Below are 15,696 nucleotides of genomic sequence, written 5' to 3'. Positions count from 1 at the left end.
CAAAAGCTAAATAGATATAGCTATGTAGTCATGGACGACAGCTATTCCTCCGACTTAAAAGTAGTTCATAAAATAGGGCTAGGTTAGACTATCACCTCATTAAGAAGAGGTGCTCGTGAAGTCATTTAATTCCCAATTCCAATCCATTCTTCAAATCTTATTGGATCAAGCAATGCACAAAAAGGTGTTGTTGCTTGCGATTCCTATGGTGCTATCCAATATCACTGTACCTTTGCTTGGGCTGGTGGATGCGGCTGTGATAGGTCACTTAGAGCATGCTTGGTACTTAGGTGGTGTAGCTCTTGGCGGCACAATGATCAGTGTGACCTTTTGGTTACTTGGTTTCCTAAGAATGTCGACAACAGGGTTGGCAGCTCAATCTTTTGGAGCGAATGATACTAAGCAGTTAGCCCTTGTATTTGTACAAGGCGTAATGATGGCTTTAGGCTTTGCTGGCGTATTTTTACTGCTACACGGTGTCGTGTCTGATGCAATATTTTCATTTAGCCAAGCAAGTGAAGAAGTTAAACATTACGGGCAGCAGTACTTTTCTATTAGAGCGTGGAGCGCCCCAGCTTCATTAGTGAATTTTGTTATCTTAGGTTGGCTGCTTGGAACACAGAATGCGAAAGCACCGATGTGGATGGTCATTATTACTAACCTAACGAATATTATATTTGATGTGTTATTCGTGATTGGTCTTGGTTGGCAAGTGGAAGGCGCAGCTCTTGCATCGGTACTTGCTGATTACACCGGGCTTTTTTTTGGCCTAATCTGCGTGTGGCGTATTTGGACCAGAAAACAGTTACCGTCTTTATCTTCATTACTAGAACAAACGACCGAAGGGTTAGGGCGCTTTGTAAAACTTAACCGAGACATTTTTCTTCGTTCTTTGTGCCTGCAAGCCACTTTTACCTTTATGACTTTCCAAGGTGCCAGCTTTGGAGATGAAGTAGTCGCAGCCAATGCGGTACTTATGAGCTTTTTGATGATGATCTCTTATGGGATGGATGGCTTTGCCTACGCAATGGAAGCTATGGTCGGAAAAGCCATGGGTGCTAAGAGTAAGCATGAACTCAAGCAATCATTGGTCGGAACTTTCTTTTGGAGCCTCATTACGTGCATTTTACTGACCTTAGTATTTGGTGTTATGGGATCTAATTTGATCAATATGATCACTACTATTCCAGAAGTAAAAGCCGAGGCTTCCACCTATCTACCATGGTTGATTGCGATGCCATTAGTTTCTATGTGGTGCTTCTTATTGGATGGTATTTTTGTAGGGGCGACCAAAGGAAAAGACATGCGTAATAGCATGTTCGTAGCGACTTGTTCATTCTTTGCTATGTTTTACTTGGCAAGTGGTGCTGAAAATCATGCGCTGTGGTTTGCGATGCTGAGCTTTATGGGGATGAGAGGTATTGGCTTAGGAGTGCTGTTTATCCGACAATGGAAAAGAGGGGAATTTCTTGCCTGAACTCGACTTCCTTTGACCGTCTTACCATCATTCATAAACAAAACAGCAAGCCATATTTAGCTTGCTGTTTTTGTATAGGTTAGATGATTGAGCGTTAGAAGAGGCGATTTAAACCGTTCAGAGCTGCCACGCGATATGCTTCTGCCATGGTTGGGTAATTGAACGTGGTGTTAACGAAATACTCAATGGTATTGGCTTCCCCTTTTTGTTCCATGATGGCTTGTCCGATATGAATAATCTCTGCGGCTCTTTCACCAAATACGTGAATACCTAGAATTTCTTTGGTTTCACGATGGAAGAGAATCTTTAAACTGCCAATGTCTTTCCCTGCAATTTGCGCTCTTGCGAGATGCTTAAATGACGAACGCCCAACTTCGTAAGGGACTTTTGCGGCTGTCAGTTCTTGCTCAGTTTTACCAACCGAACTGATTTCAGGAATGGTGTAAATACCGGTTGGGATGTCTTCAATTAAGTGTCTATCCGCCTTTCCTTTTATAATCGCTTGTGCAACAAATCGACCTTGGTCATAAGCTGCGCTGGCTAAGCTTGGGTAACCAATCACGTCACCTACTGCATAGACATGATCAACAGAAGTTTGGTAATTGCTGTTAATTGCTACTTGTCCACGAGAATCAGCTTCTAGCCCAACCGCTCCAAGGTTTAGTTTATCAGTATTACCCGTTCTACCATTGGCGTACAGCAAGCAGTCGGCACGCATTTTTTTTCCTGATTCTAAGTGGATGATCACGCCATCATCCGTACCTTCAATTTTCTCAAAGGTCTCATCGTTACGAATTACGACACCACTGTTCCAAAAGTGATAAGACAATGCATCAGAAGTTTCGTTATCTAAGAAAGATAACAGACGGTCACGAGTATTGATAAGATCCGTCTTCACGCCTAAACCGCGGAAAATTGAAGCGTATTCACAACCGATAACACCAGCACCGTAAATGATGATGTGTTGTGGGTCATGCTTAAGAGACAAGATTGAGTCGCTGTCGTAGATACGGTCATGCAGGAAATCAACGTTATCTGGCTGGTAAGGGCGCGAACCTGTTGCGATAACAAACCTGTCGGCGCTGTAATGTTCTTCCGTGCCGTCACTTTGCATGACTGATACGGTATGTGAATCAATAAAGTGAGCCGTACCAAAGACTAGTGTGCACTGGTTACGGTCATAAAACCCCTGGCGTAAACGAGTTTGCTTATCGATAACGGATTTAGCGTGACCTAAGATGTTTGAAAAAGTGGAATGAATACTGGTGTTGTTGTCGCAGAAGAGTGGGTTACTATTAAATTCGATAATACGGCTAACGGCGTGTCGGAGAGCCTTAGACGGAATAGTACCCCAGTGAGTACAACCACCACCTACACTGCTTTCTTTTTCAATAATAGCGACATTCAATCCGGCTTTGGTTAATCCCATCGCTGCCCCTTCTCCTCCGGGACCACTACCAATTACGATCACATCAAAGTGGTTGGAATGTGGCATAGATATCTTCCTTGTTATATTTGATTAACATTGCTGTAGCGAGATTTTAACTGATTCTATTGTTTGGTACATGAAAAGCGCACTATAGAGTGGATGGGATCACGCAGAATTCAAGAAAAGCCTGATTTGGTATGCTGTATGTCTACAATTGACAGCGCAAAGATTGAAATTCGAGCTTCGAACGTATTAACTTCGATACCGTGAACAAAGAGGTGGATTGAATGTCTTATATAACAGCGAGTTTCGCGTTATATTGACTTAAGAATTAAACACACCTTTTTAGGCTGTAGACAGAAGATATAAATTAAGTATGAAACCTATGGGAATCCGCGCACAGCAAAAAGAAAAAACACGCCGAAGTTTAATTGATGCTGCATTTAGCCAATTGAGTGCTGATCGTAGCTTTTCGAATTTAAGCTTACGCGAAGTAGCAAGAGAAGCTGGAATTGCGCCGACCTCTTTTTATCGTCATTTTAAAGATATGGATGAGCTAGGCTTAACCATGGTTGATGAAGGTGGCTTATTGCTTCGTCAATTAATGCGACAAGCAAGGCAGCGAATCGTAAAAGAAGGCAGTGTGATTCGTACCTCGGTTGAAACTTTTATGGAATTCATAGAAAGCAGCCCGAACGTATTTAGATTATTACTACGCGAACGCTCTGGAACATCGTTTGAGTTCAGAACAGCAGTGGTTCGTGAGATACAGCACTTCTCTGCTGAGTTAACGGAATACTTGATTACAACCGGAATGACGAGAGATGAAGCCCATACCCAAGCGGCGGCTTCAGTTACTTTAGTCTTTAACTCAGGGGCAGAAGCTTTAGATTTAGATCGACGTCAGCGAGATGAATTAGCTGAGCGGTTGATCATGCAGCTGCGAATGATGGCCAAAGGGGCTTATTGGTATCGCAAAGAACGTGAACGTAACCGATTAAAAGGCGGGATTGAATAATGTCGAATGAAAATAATACAGTGAACCGTGGTTCAGAAAAAAAAGCACTTGTACTTGCTTTGATTGCAGGTGTTTGTGGTGATGCATTGTTGTCTTGGGTAACTATGAGTGAAGTGGCTTTCTCTATTTTCCCACTTATTGCTCTTGTTCTGTCAGTACAAGCATTGTATCAAGAATATTTAGCTAACCCAGTATCAGAAGAGATCCCATTATTAGGCTTGGCCTGCTTCTTTGTAGGTGCATTTGGTCATTCTGCTTTTGTAAAAGCGCAACACCCAGATGCAGGGTCGAACTTCTTCGCAATCATTGTCGCAATGTTACTACTAGCATGGGTAGGCAAGAAACTAGGTTATATGTCTAAAACGGCTTAGTACTTATAAGTACTATCTAATATAGAGAATAAAAAACGAGCCATTGGGCTCGTTTTTTATTCTGCTCATTTCTGAAAATTAGAAACTTAAGCAAATTACAAACTCATAAATCAAAGATTGTAGGCTTGCTATAGCTAGCATCTGAAATTTTAAGCTTTACGTTCTAAAAAGACACCAGCTTCCATATGGTGGGTATATGGGAATTGGTCAAATAGCGCAAAACGAGTGATATCGTGTGTTTGGCTTAAAATGTCTAAGTTATCTTTCAATGTTTCTGGGTTACAAGAGATATACATAATGCGCTCATAGCCTTGAACCATTTTACACGTGTCTTCATCCATACCTGAACGCGGTGGATCAACAAAGATGGTGTTGCAGTTGTAACTCTTAAGGTCAACATTCGCTTGTTGTAAACGGCGGAACTCACGCTTACCTTCCATTGCAATCGTGAAATCTTCTGCAGACATACGAATGATCTGAACATTATCAATCTTATTAGCAGCAATGTTGTATTGCGCAGACTCTACAGATGGCTTCGCTAACTCAGTCGCAAGGACACGGTCAAAATTTTGCGCCAGTGCAAGTGAGAAGTTACCGTTACCACAGTAAAGTTCTAGCAAGTCACCTTTACTGTCTTGAGTACAATCGACAGCCCACTCCAACATTTTCTCAGCAACTTTGCCGTTGGGTTGAGTAAAGCTATTTTCTACTTGTTGGTAAATATAGCTGTCGCCATTCACGTCTAGCTTTTCAATTACGTAGTCACGGTCCAATACGATTTTCATCTTACGCGCTCGACCAATTAGGTTTAGGTTAAAACCTTCATCGTTCAATTGCTGCTTTAGTGCTTTAGCATCTTTGATCCACTGCTCACCCAATTGACGGTGGTATAGCAGTGACACCAATATCTCGCCGCTTAACGTAGATAAGAAGTCAACTTGGAATAGTTTGTGGCGTAGAGAATGGTTCTCTTTCATTGCATCTGTTAATAGAGGCATTAAGTCGTTAATAAGACGGCTAGCAGCAGGGAACTGATCGACACGGTATTTTTCTTTAGTCTCTTGATTGAACATGACGTAGTACATATCGTCACCTTCATGCCATACGCGAAATTCTGCACGCATGCGATAGTGTTGCTCTGGAGATTCGTACACTTCTAACTCAGGAACATTGTATTGTGCGAACATATCGGTAAGACGCTCGGTCTTTTCTGCCAGTTGTTCTTGGTAGCTTTGTGGGTTTACGTCTAGAGTCGCCATGTTTATGCCTTTTGCTTTGGTGCATTCAAATCAAGAGCGCAGATTTTATTCAATCCCTAGCAGTTGTCCAGTGCTGTCGCGTAATCTGCTCAAAACATATCCTAAAAACTATAGCTTATACCAATCTTTAACTAGACAAAGTATCTACAGAACAATATTATCCCCGCAAGCTGGTGCCATTTAGATGTATAGATGGCTGAAGAGGGAATCTGGTGGAAATCCAGAACTGACGCGCAGCGGTAAAAGAGAACGAGTATTCAAAGACACTGCACATAGCATTGTGCGGGAAGTCGAATATTAGGTAGCCATTAGTTAGGTAACTAGTCGGTTGTGCTCTTAAGTCCGAATACCTGCCAGCAACTGAACCATGCCGTATGGCTCAGTAGGAATTTACGCGACTTAGGATCACAACATGAACAAATCCCTTTTAGCGGTTGCTGTTGCATCGCTACTCTCACCTATCTCCAATTTACACGCACAAGAAGCATCTGCAGACGAAACGATGGTCGTTACTGCCAACCGTTTTGAGCAACCGTTGAATGATGTTATCGCTTCAACTACGGTTATCTCACGTCAGGAAATCGAAGAAACACAATCAAAAACGCTTGTCGATGTATTAAAACGAGTGCCGGGTGTTGAAGTTTCTCAAAGTGGCGGACGTGGACACAGCGCATCTGTTTTTATGCGTGGTTACAATAGCGATCAAGTGCTGTTTCTTATTGATGGCGTTCGTATTAATTCTGCTGCTGGTGGTATTAGCTTTAATCATATTCCAGTCGGTATTATCGAAAGAGTTGAAGTTATTCGTGGTGCTGGTGGGGCATTATATGGCTCAGATGCAATTGCAGGTGTTATCAATGTGGTTACTGCATCTGGTGATGCAAAAGAGGCAACGATTGTATCTGTTGGCGTGGGTAGTGATTCTCAAAAAGAGGCAAACTTTTCTACAACGAAAAAGTTAGATAACGGAAGTACTCTTAAGCTAGCTGGTGGGTTTGAAGAAACAGATGGCTACGATATCAAAGACCCACTAACAGGGCTTAATTATGGCTATGAAAGTCAAAATCTTTTTGCATCATATTCATTGCCTATTACAGAGTCGTTAACGGGTTCAGCTTCTGTTCGTTGGTATGACAGCCTCGCTGAGTATGATTCTGGTGGTAAAAACTATGGGTATTCAGAAAACCTTAGCCTCACAGCTGAGCTTGAATATCAAGGTAAGAGCTTAAATTCAACGTTTAGAGCAAACCAACAATCTATTGAGAACTTAGATTATTCTCAAGCTGATGGCAAAGATAATGCTGGAACGAAGAAAAAAATTGATTTAACAAACTTACAGTTTCTGAATCAATACTATGTGTCTGATAGTTTGGCTATTGGTGCCGGAGCTGATTGGCGAAAAGAAAAGTTAAATGATGATGCGTTGTCATATGGATCACCAGATGCCCTTGCTGGGGAATCGCGTAATACAACGGGTGTTTATATTTCTTCTGATTTTCGTGTATCAAGCTTACATTTAACAGGTAGTATTCGAAATGATAAGCATGATACTTATGACAATCATACAACTTGGTCTGTCGGTGGGCGTTATCACCTTACGGAGTCTCACTCATTGCGAGCAGCTGCAGGGACTTCATTCAAAGCGCCTAGCTATTCTGATCTCACTACAAATCCTGATCTTAAACCAGAAGAAGCTAATAACCGAGAGATAGGTTATACCGGTGAGTTTGACCTATTTAAGCTGGACGTAACGGCTTATGACAATGATGTGGATAACCTTATTATTTGGTTTGAAGGCTCGCCGTGGTGGTATCCGCTTAATGTTGATGCTGAGCTAAAAGGGTTAGAAATTACAGGTACTTTCAATACAGGGTTCATTAACCATACGCTTATTGCTGAGTTTAAAGATCATAAAGATTCTGCAGGGAATAAGTTGGCAAAAAGGGCAGATGAAAATTATAAGTGGCTAATGGATGCATCTTACGAAGACTTTGATGTAAACCTTACTTATACCTATACAGGTGACAGGCTTGGAAACCCTAAAGAAACAACGGATCCAAATAATGTACTGCCATCGGTTAGCTTGTGGGATGTTTCAGTAGGCTACTGGATTTCACCTGAATTAGTTGTCCGTGGTCGAATTGATAATCTAACGAATGAAGAGTATCAAACAACATTAGGCTACAACGCTCCTGAACGTCGCTACTTCGCCAATCTTACCTACCAATTCTAAATATTAACCGCCTCCGGGCGGTTTTTTCTTATTAGGTCTCTCAATGAAAAAGAAAGTTATCATTAGCTGGTCATCAGGCAAGGATTCAGCACTCACACTTGAAAGGCTACTTCAAGATTCAAATTATGAAGTCGTTGGGTTGTATACCACCTATGTTGGTGACGAAGTGCCATTCCAGGTGACTCCACTACCTGTTGTTGAAATGCAATCTAAGCTAATTGGTTTACCGCTGATTTCAATCGAACTGCCTGAAGTCTTCCCAGCTAATGAGGTTTATCAATCTACAATTATCAATGCACTAAAACAGTCGAACTTAGAAATCGAAGCCGTCGCTTTCGGCGATATGTTTTGCAATGGGATTGCTGACTACCGAAGAAGTTATATAGAACCGGCTGGCTGGGAATGTGTTTTTCCGTTGATGGGGCAAAGCAGTAATGATCTTGCGAATGAAATAATTAATCTAGGTATTCGAACTTGGTTGGTAACAGTCGATGGTAATGCACTTAACTCCGAGTTTTGCGGAAAGCTTTATACAAAAGAGTTGTTAGAGGCGCTTCCCGAAGACGTTGACCCTTGCGGCGAAGACGGTGAATTCCATACTTTAGTCACTCATGCTCCGTGCTTTAAAGGTTATCTGGAAATTAATAAGACAGAAATAGAGAAGGGAAAGAGATTTACACATCAGCGTTATGAGGCAATTCTTCATCCCGAGTGATATTGGCGAAAATCCTACAAGCGAGTATTATTGTCAGGAATAATATAAATAGGTAAGAACAGTGTTGGAACAGCGACAAAAGAATGTATTGGTCTTTGACTCTGGAGTCGGTGGGCTTTCTGTTTATAACGAAGTCAGTTCGCTGCTACCCAACTTAAACTATATCTATGTATTCGATAATGAAGCTTATCCATATGGTGAGTTAGAGCCTGCTACATTAATACGTAGAGTTTCTTGTTTCATTGATGATTTCATTCAAGCCTATAATATTGATCTAGTGATCATTGCCTGTAATACCGCGAGTACGATTGTTTTACCAACTCTACGCCAATCTCATTCCATTCCTATTGTAGGTGTTGTCCCAGCAATTAAACCTGCTTCATTAATATCACGTAAAGCTGTTGGCTTAATTGCGACACCAGCCACGATAACGCGCGAATATACCCATGACTTGATCAAAAACTTTGCAAATGACAGAGATGTAAAACTACTTGGTTCAACACGGATGGTGGATATGGCTGAAAATAAGCTGAGAGGTTGTGAGGTGAATTTAGAAGAGCTTGCAGAAATCCTTTCCCCATTGATGAATCACATTGATGTAGCGGTATTAGGATGCACCCATTTCCCACTTTTAAAAGACGAGATACAAACCGTTCTTGGTCAAGAGGTCGTGATGATAGATTCAGGGAAAGCAATAGCTGATCGAGTGAGTTGTTTACTGGATGAAAAAGCGAATACTAAAGAGATTGGTACGAGGAAGGTATTTTGTAGTGCACTTCCTATGGAAGAAAGTGCACTAAACGTTGCTTTGAATCAGTTAGGCTTTACACCAACCCAGCTTCATCCGATTCTGGATGTTTAGGGTCGTTTGCAATGCGCACTTTTAGAGAGCGTTGCATGTAATCTTTGTCATTCAGTTCAGCAATAGCCGCTTGCACGTCATCACTCGCCATAACAACAAACCCAAACCCTCTTCTTTTACCAGTGCGTTTATCTTTCATTAAACGTACTGCAAACACTTCGCCGTGTTCCGAGAATAGCTCACGTACGTGAGACTCATTTGCTTTATAAGGTAAGTTACCTACATAAAGCGTTTTAGTTGATGCCTTCGGCTCTGATTCAGTTTGTGACTGGTTACTTGAAAGGTTTACAACAAAAGCGGATACCAAGACACCAATAATAAAGGTAATAGCAGGAGATATTTCTACCTGAGAGAAAACAATGCCGCCAAGCACAGCAAGTGCGACAATTAATAACATCGGTTTTTTTGAGTTCATATTTGAATACTACACATTAATAAATGAAATAGACGCATCTACCATTAACAAAATAGACACATGAATCTTACGTTCATGGTTTCCATTTTTCCAATATATTGCTGTGATATGTTTCAAATGTTTAGTTTTTATTCGAAAAATGCCGATTTGATGGTGTTTTAAGCGAACGAGAACTTTATTTCATTTTTATTTCGAAAAGCCCTTGTGCTCCTAAGCAATCTCTCTATAATGCCGCCTCACCGACACGGAGTGAGACGAGAGTCACACATCAGAATCGGTAGAGAGAAAAGAAGTTGAAAACAACGCTTGACTCTCAATTCGGTGCGAGTATAGTACGCACCCCTAGCAAGTGAGATGTTAATCACAAATGCTAGCGCTCTTTAACAATTTAAACCTATCAATCTGTGTGGGCACTCGTTGATGAATATCAAAATTTGTTTTGCAATAGCAAAGCAAGATTTCTTCGGAAATCAATTTGGTTTCAATGAACTGAGTGACCAATACAAAATTAAGTTTACTTAATTTTGGCACAGTCAATTCATTACCATTCTGTTGGAATGGTAATAGCTTTAGAATTACATGTTTACTTCGGTAAATATTAGTTTTGAAGTCAGTATTCATTGAGCCGACAAAATCTTAAATTGAAGAGTTTGATCATGGCTCAGATTGAACGCTGGCGGCAGGCCTAACACATGCAAGTCGAGCGGAAACGACAACATTGACTCTTCGGATGATTTGTTGGGCGTCGAGCGGCGGACGGGTGAGTAATGCCTAGGAAGTTGCCCGGTAGAGGGGGATAACCATTGGAAACGATGGCTAATACCGCATAATCTCTACGGAGCAAAGCAGGGGACCTTCGGGCCTTGTGCTACCGGATACGCCTAGGTGGGATTAGCTAGTTGGTGAGGTAATGGCTCACCAAGGCGACGATCCCTAGCTGGTCTGAGAGGATGATCAGCCACACTGGAACTGAGACACGGTCCAGACTCCTACGGGAGGCAGCAGTGGGGAATATTGCACAATGGGCGAAAGCCTGATGCAGCCATGCCGCGTGTATGAAGAAGGCCTTCGGGTTGTAAAGTACTTTCAGTTGTGAGGAAGGGGGTAAGCTTAATACGCTTATCTCTTGACGTTAGCAACAGAAGAAGCACCGGCTAACTCCGTGCCAGCAGCCGCGGTAATACGGAGGGTGCGAGCGTTAATCGGAATTACTGGGCGTAAAGCGCATGCAGGTGGTTCATTAAGTCAGATGTGAAAGCCCGGGGCTCAACCTCGGAACTGCATTTGAAACTGGTGAACTAGAGTACTGTAGAGGGGGGTAGAATTTCAGGTGTAGCGGTGAAATGCGTAGAGATCTGAAGGAATACCAGTGGCGAAGGCGGCCCCCTGGACAGATACTGACACTCAGATGCGAAAGCGTGGGGAGCAAACAGGATTAGATACCCTGGTAGTCCACGCCGTAAACGATGTCTACTTGGAGGTTGTGGCCTTGAGCCGTGGCTTTCGGAGCTAACGCGTTAAGTAGACCGCCTGGGGAGTACGGTCGCAAGATTAAAACTCAAATGAATTGACGGGGGCCCGCACAAGCGGTGGAGCATGTGGTTTAATTCGATGCAACGCGAAGAACCTTACCTACTCTTGACATCCAGAGAAGCCAGCGGAGACGCAGGTGTGCCTTCGGGAGCTCTGAGACAGGTGCTGCATGGCTGTCGTCAGCTCGTGTTGTGAAATGTTGGGTTAAGTCCCGCAACGAGCGCAACCCTTATCCTTGTTTGCCAGCGAGTAATGTCGGGAACTCCAGGGAGACTGCCGGTGATAAACCGGAGGAAGGTGGGGACGACGTCAAGTCATCATGGCCCTTACGAGTAGGGCTACACACGTGCTACAATGGCGCATACAGAGGGCAGCAAGCTAGCGATAGTGAGCGAATCCCAAAAAGTGCGTCGTAGTCCGGATTGGAGTCTGCAACTCGACTCCATGAAGTCGGAATCGCTAGTAATCGTGAATCAGAATGTCACGGTGAATACGTTCCCGGGCCTTGTACACACCGCCCGTCACACCATGGGAGTGGGCTGCAAAAGAAGTGGGTAGTTTAACCTTTCGGGGAGGACGCTCACCACTTTGTGGTTCATGACTGGGGTGAAGTCGTAACAAGGTAGCCCTAGGGGAACCTGGGGCTGGATCACCTCCTTATACGAAGATATCGTTGATGAGTACCCACACAGATTGATGGTTTAGATTTAGTTAAAGCCAGAGCTTTAATTAATAACGCGAGTTATTGATTAAAGCTTTTTGCTTTATGCTCTTTAACAATTTGGAAAGCTGACTGATTGATTACTTACGAGTAATTCAATCAAATTTAAAAGTTCTCAATGTTTATCTTTAACTAGATAAACACAACAAACACATTCAAGTGTCTTGTATTCGAATCAAACTTTAGTTTGATTCACAATTGAGTCCGGCAAACAGTTATCAAGAATTAACCCTTCTTGATGACAACCAAAAACCTTGGTTAGTTGCCATACACAAGACCCTTTCGGGTTGTATGGTTAAGTGACTAAGCGTACACGGTGGATGCCTTGGCAGTCAGAGGCGATGAAAGGCGTAATAACTTGCGATAAGCCCAGATTAGGTAGTAATAACCTTTTGAGTCTGGGATTCCTGAATGGGGAAACCCACTTACATAAGTAAGTATCCTGTTGTGAATACATAGCAACAGGAGGCAAACCGGGGGAACTGAAACATCTAAGTACCCCGAGGAAGAGAAATCAACCGAGATTCCGAAAGTAGCGGCGAGCGAAATTGGATTAGCCCTTAAGCTTTTAATGATGCAGGTGAAGACTCTGGAAAGTGTCGCAACAAAGGGTGATAGCCCCGTAACCGACGCATCATAATCAGTGAAATCGAGTAGGGCGGGACACGTGATATCCTGTCTGAATATGGGGGGACCATCCTCCAAGGCTAAATACTACTGACTGACCGATAGTGAACCAGTACCGTGAGGGAAAGGCGAAAAGAACCCCTGTGAGGGGAGTGAAATAGAACCTGAAACCGTGTACGTACAAGCAGTAGGAGCACCTTCGTGGTGTGACTGCGTACCTTTTGTATAATGGGTCAGCGACTTAATTTTAGTAGCAAGGTTAACCGTTTAGGGGAGCCGTAGGGAAACCGAGTCTTAACTGGGCGTACAGTTGCTAGGATTAGACCCGAAACCAGGTGATCTAGCCATGGGCAGGTTGAAGGTTGAGTAACATCAACTGGAGGACCGAACCGACTAATGTTGAAAAATTAGCGGATGACTTGTGGCTAGGGGTGAAAGGCCAATCAAACCTGGAGATAGCTGGTTCTCCCCGAAAGCTATTTAGGTAGCGCCTCGGACGAATACTACTGGGGGTAGAGCACTGTTAAGGCTAGGGGGTCATCCCGACTTACCAACCCTTTGCAAACTCCGAATACCAGTAAGTACTATCCGGGAGACACACGGCGGGTGCTAACGTCCGTCGTGGAGAGGGAAACAACCCAGACCGCCAGCTAAGGTCCCAAAGTATAGCTAAGTGGGAAACGATGTGGGAAGGCTCAGACAGCCAGGATGTTGGCTTAGAAGCAGCCATCATTTAAAGAAAGCGTAATAGCTCACTGGTCGAGTCGGCCTGCGCGGAAGATGTAACGGGGCTAAGCTATACACCGAAGCTGCGGCTACGTACCTTAGGGTATGTGGGGTAGGGGAGCGTTCTGTAAGCCGTTGAAGGTGGTCTGTAAGGGCTGCTGGAGGTATCAGAAGTGCGAATGCTGACATGAGTAACGATAAAGGGAGTGAAAAACTCCCTCGCCGGAAGACCAAGGGTTCCTGTCCAACGTTAATCGGGGCAGGGTAAGTCGACTCCTAAGGCGAGGCCGAAAGGCGTAGTCGATGGGAAACAGGTTAATATTCCTGTACTTCTTATAATTGCGATGGGGGGACGGAGAAGGCTAGGTGAGCCTGGCGACGGTTGTCCAGGTCCAAGTACGTAGGCGGAAAGTTTAGGTAAATCCGGACTTTCATTAACGCTGAGATACGATGTCGAGCTACTACGGTAGTGAAGTCATTGATGCCATACTTCCAGGAAAAGCCTCTAAGCTTCAGATTATAAGAAATCGTACCCCAAACCGACACAGGTGGTCGGGTAGAGAATACCAAGGCGCTTGAGAGAACTCGGGTGAAGGAACTAGGCAAAATGGTACCGTAACTTCGGGAGAAGGTACGCTCTTATCAGTGAAGTCCCTTGCGGATGGAGCAGACGAGAGTCGCAGATACCAGGTGGCTGCAACTGTTTATTAAAAACACAGCACTGTGCAAAATCGTAAGATGACGTATACGGTGTGACGCCTGCCCGGTGCCGGAAGGTTAATTGATGGGGTTAGACTTCGGTCGAAGCTCTTGATCGAAGCCCCGGTAAACGGCGGCCGTAACTATAACGGTCCTAAGGTAGCGAAATTCCTTGTCGGGTAAGTTCCGACCTGCACGAATGGCGTAATGATGGCCACGCTGTCTCCACCCGAGACTCAGTGAAATTGAAATCGCTGTGAAGATGCAGTGTACCCGCGGCTAGACGGAAAGACCCCGTGAACCTTTACTACAGCTTGGCACTGAACATTGACCCTACATGTGTAGGATAGGTGGGAGACTATGAAATTGCGTCGCTAGATGTGATGGAGTCGTCCTTGAAATACCACCCTTGTATGCTTGATGTTCTAACGTCGGTCCCTGAATCGGGATTACGGACAGTGCCTGGTGGGTAGTTTGACTGGGGCGGTCTCCTCCCAAAGAGTAACGGAGGAGCACGAAGGTGGGCTAAACACGGTTGGACATCGTGTGGTTAGTGCAATGGCATAAGCCCGCTTGACTGCGAGAATGACAATTCGAGCAGGTGCGAAAGCAGGTCATAGTGATCCGGTGGTTCTGAATGGAAGGGCCATCGCTCAACGGATAAAAGGTACTCCGGGGATAACAGGCTGATACCGCCCAAGAGTTCATATCGACGGCGGTGTTTGGCACCTCGATGTCGGCTCATCACATCCTGGGGCTGAAGTCGGTCCCAAGGGTATGGCTGTTCGCCATTTAAAGTGGTACGCGAGCTGGGTTTAGAACGTCGTGAGACAGTTCGGTCCCTATCTGCCGTGGGCGTTGGAAAATTGAAAGGGGCTGCTCCTAGTACGAGAGGACCGGAGTGGACGAACCTCTGGTGTTCGGGTTGTCATGCCAATGGCATTGCCCGGTAGCTAAGTTCGGAATCGATAAGCGCTGAAAGCATCTAAGCGCGAAGCGAGCCTTGAGATGAGTTTTCCCTGACGCTTTAAGCGTCCTTAAGGGTTGTCGTAGACTACGACGTTGATAGGCAGGGTGTGTAAGTGCTGCGAGGCATTGAGCTAACCTGTACTAATTGCCCGTGAGGCTTAACCATACAACACCCAAGGGGTTTTGTGGACTCATAGAAATACCAGACCTTGAATGAGTTTGAAGAGAACAAAAACAGCTTTCCAGATTATTTTGCCTTCAGTTTTTAAACTGAAAGTAAAAGCAAAATTTGCTTGGCGACCATAGCATTGTGGACCCACCTGATCCCATGCCGAACTCAGAAGTGAAACACAATAGCGCCGATGGTAGTGTGGGGCTTCCCCATGTGAGAGTAGGACATCGCCAGGCTTTAATTTCGACTTTGTCTAGTTTCTAGACGAGTCACCATAGAGTTCTAAGTTTTCTTAGTATTTTATGTTGACTTTCAAAGTAGAAAGCGTACTATGCGCGTCCTGCTTAAGTGCTAAGGCACTGAAAGCGTTCTCTTTTATAGAGAATAAGCTCTTTAACAATTTAAACCTATCAATCTGTGTGGGCACTCGTTGATGAATATCAAAATTTGTTTTGCATTAGCAAAGCAAG

General features: G+C 44.0%; 9 protein-coding genes, 3 rRNA genes and 1 riboswitch. Of the genes, 9 read left to right on the top strand and 3 right to left on the bottom strand.

All coding sequences use genetic code 11. The annotated features are described in order from the left end of the window. The first annotated feature begins 115 nt into the window (after nucleotides 1–115). Nucleotides 116–1,477, top strand: a complete 1,362-nt coding sequence (dinF, locus tag OCU78_RS13785) for an MATE family efflux transporter DinF (protein ID WP_373367635.1) — start codon at nucleotides 116–118, stop codon at nucleotides 1,475–1,477. A 94-nt stretch (nucleotides 1,478–1,571) separates the two neighbouring features. Here dinF and sthA read toward each other — a convergent pair whose 3' ends face one another. Then, a complete protein-coding gene (gene sthA, locus OCU78_RS13780) occupies nucleotides 1,572–2,972 on the bottom strand; it encodes a Si-specific NAD(P)(+) transhydrogenase (RefSeq protein ID WP_137375504.1) in 1,401 nt (466 codons plus the stop codon). A gap of 310 nt (nucleotides 2,973–3,282) precedes the next feature. Between sthA and fabR the strand changes: the two genes are divergently transcribed. Beyond that, complete coding sequence (gene fabR / locus OCU78_RS13775; protein WP_137375505.1) at nucleotides 3,283–3,924, top strand: HTH-type transcriptional repressor FabR; 642 nt, start codon at nucleotides 3,283–3,285, stop codon at nucleotides 3,922–3,924. Next, the gene (locus OCU78_RS13770) at nucleotides 3,924–4,295 is read left to right on the top strand and encodes a YijD family membrane protein (RefSeq protein ID WP_137375506.1); all 372 of its coding nucleotides are present in this window, start codon (nucleotides 3,924–3,926) and stop codon (nucleotides 4,293–4,295) included. Before fabR ends, OCU78_RS13770 begins: the two co-directional genes overlap by 1 nt. A 149-nt stretch (nucleotides 4,296–4,444) precedes the next feature. Here OCU78_RS13770 and trmA read toward each other — a convergent pair whose 3' ends face one another. Next, complete coding sequence (gene trmA / locus OCU78_RS13765) at nucleotides 4,445–5,554, bottom strand: tRNA (uridine(54)-C5)-methyltransferase TrmA (RefSeq protein WP_137375507.1); 1,110 nt, start codon at nucleotides 5,552–5,554, stop codon at nucleotides 4,445–4,447. Between the two features lie 154 nt (nucleotides 5,555–5,708). Then, nucleotides 5,709–5,926, top strand: a riboswitch (cobalamin riboswitch). 40 nt (nucleotides 5,927–5,966) lie between these two features. Between trmA and OCU78_RS13760 the strand changes: the two genes are divergently transcribed. From OCU78_RS13760 to murI, 3 genes are all read left to right on the top strand, one after another. Next, nucleotides 5,967–7,787, top strand: coding sequence for a TonB-dependent receptor domain-containing protein (locus tag OCU78_RS13760; RefSeq protein WP_137375508.1), 1,821 nt, complete (start codon nucleotides 5,967–5,969; stop codon nucleotides 7,785–7,787). A 43-nt stretch (nucleotides 7,788–7,830) separates the two neighbouring features. Then, nucleotides 7,831–8,502: a Dph6-related ATP pyrophosphatase gene (locus OCU78_RS13755; protein ID WP_137375509.1), complete on the top strand. Its 672-nt coding sequence runs from the start codon at nucleotides 7,831–7,833 to the stop codon at nucleotides 8,500–8,502. Between the two features lie 61 nt (nucleotides 8,503–8,563). Continuing rightward, complete coding sequence (gene murI, locus OCU78_RS13750; RefSeq protein ID WP_137375510.1) at nucleotides 8,564–9,364, top strand: glutamate racemase; 801 nt, start codon at nucleotides 8,564–8,566, stop codon at nucleotides 9,362–9,364. On the opposite strand, the gene OCU78_RS13745 is transcribed toward murI, so the two are convergent. Beyond that, nucleotides 9,327–9,779, bottom strand: a complete 453-nt coding sequence (locus OCU78_RS13745) for an RNA recognition motif domain-containing protein (RefSeq protein WP_137375511.1) — start codon at nucleotides 9,777–9,779, stop codon at nucleotides 9,327–9,329. The genes murI and OCU78_RS13745 overlap by 38 nt on opposite strands. A gap of 638 nt (nucleotides 9,780–10,417) precedes the next feature. Between OCU78_RS13745 and OCU78_RS13740 the strand changes: the two genes are divergently transcribed. The 3 genes from OCU78_RS13740 to rrf all read left to right on the top strand — a co-directional run bounded on the left by OCU78_RS13740 (nucleotide 10,418) and on the right by rrf (nucleotide 15,462). After that, a 16S ribosomal RNA gene (locus OCU78_RS13740) occupies nucleotides 10,418–11,972 on the top strand. Between the two features lie 354 nt (nucleotides 11,973–12,326). Further along, nucleotides 12,327–15,220, top strand: a 23S ribosomal RNA gene (locus OCU78_RS13735). A 126-nt stretch (nucleotides 15,221–15,346) separates the two neighbouring features. Next, nucleotides 15,347–15,462 (top strand): 5S ribosomal RNA (gene rrf / locus OCU78_RS13730). Together the 16S, 23S and 5S rRNA genes form the textbook arrangement of a ribosomal RNA operon. Nucleotides 15,463–15,696: the final 234 nt, after the last annotated feature.

Origin of the sequence: Vibrio gallaecicus, from assembly GCF_024347495.1 — a bacterium.
Taxonomy (GTDB): domain Bacteria; phylum Pseudomonadota; class Gammaproteobacteria; order Enterobacterales; family Vibrionaceae; genus Vibrio; species Vibrio gallaecicus.
Note: the sequence above shows the minus strand (reverse complement) of the source record. Positions and strands in the feature narration are given on the sequence as shown.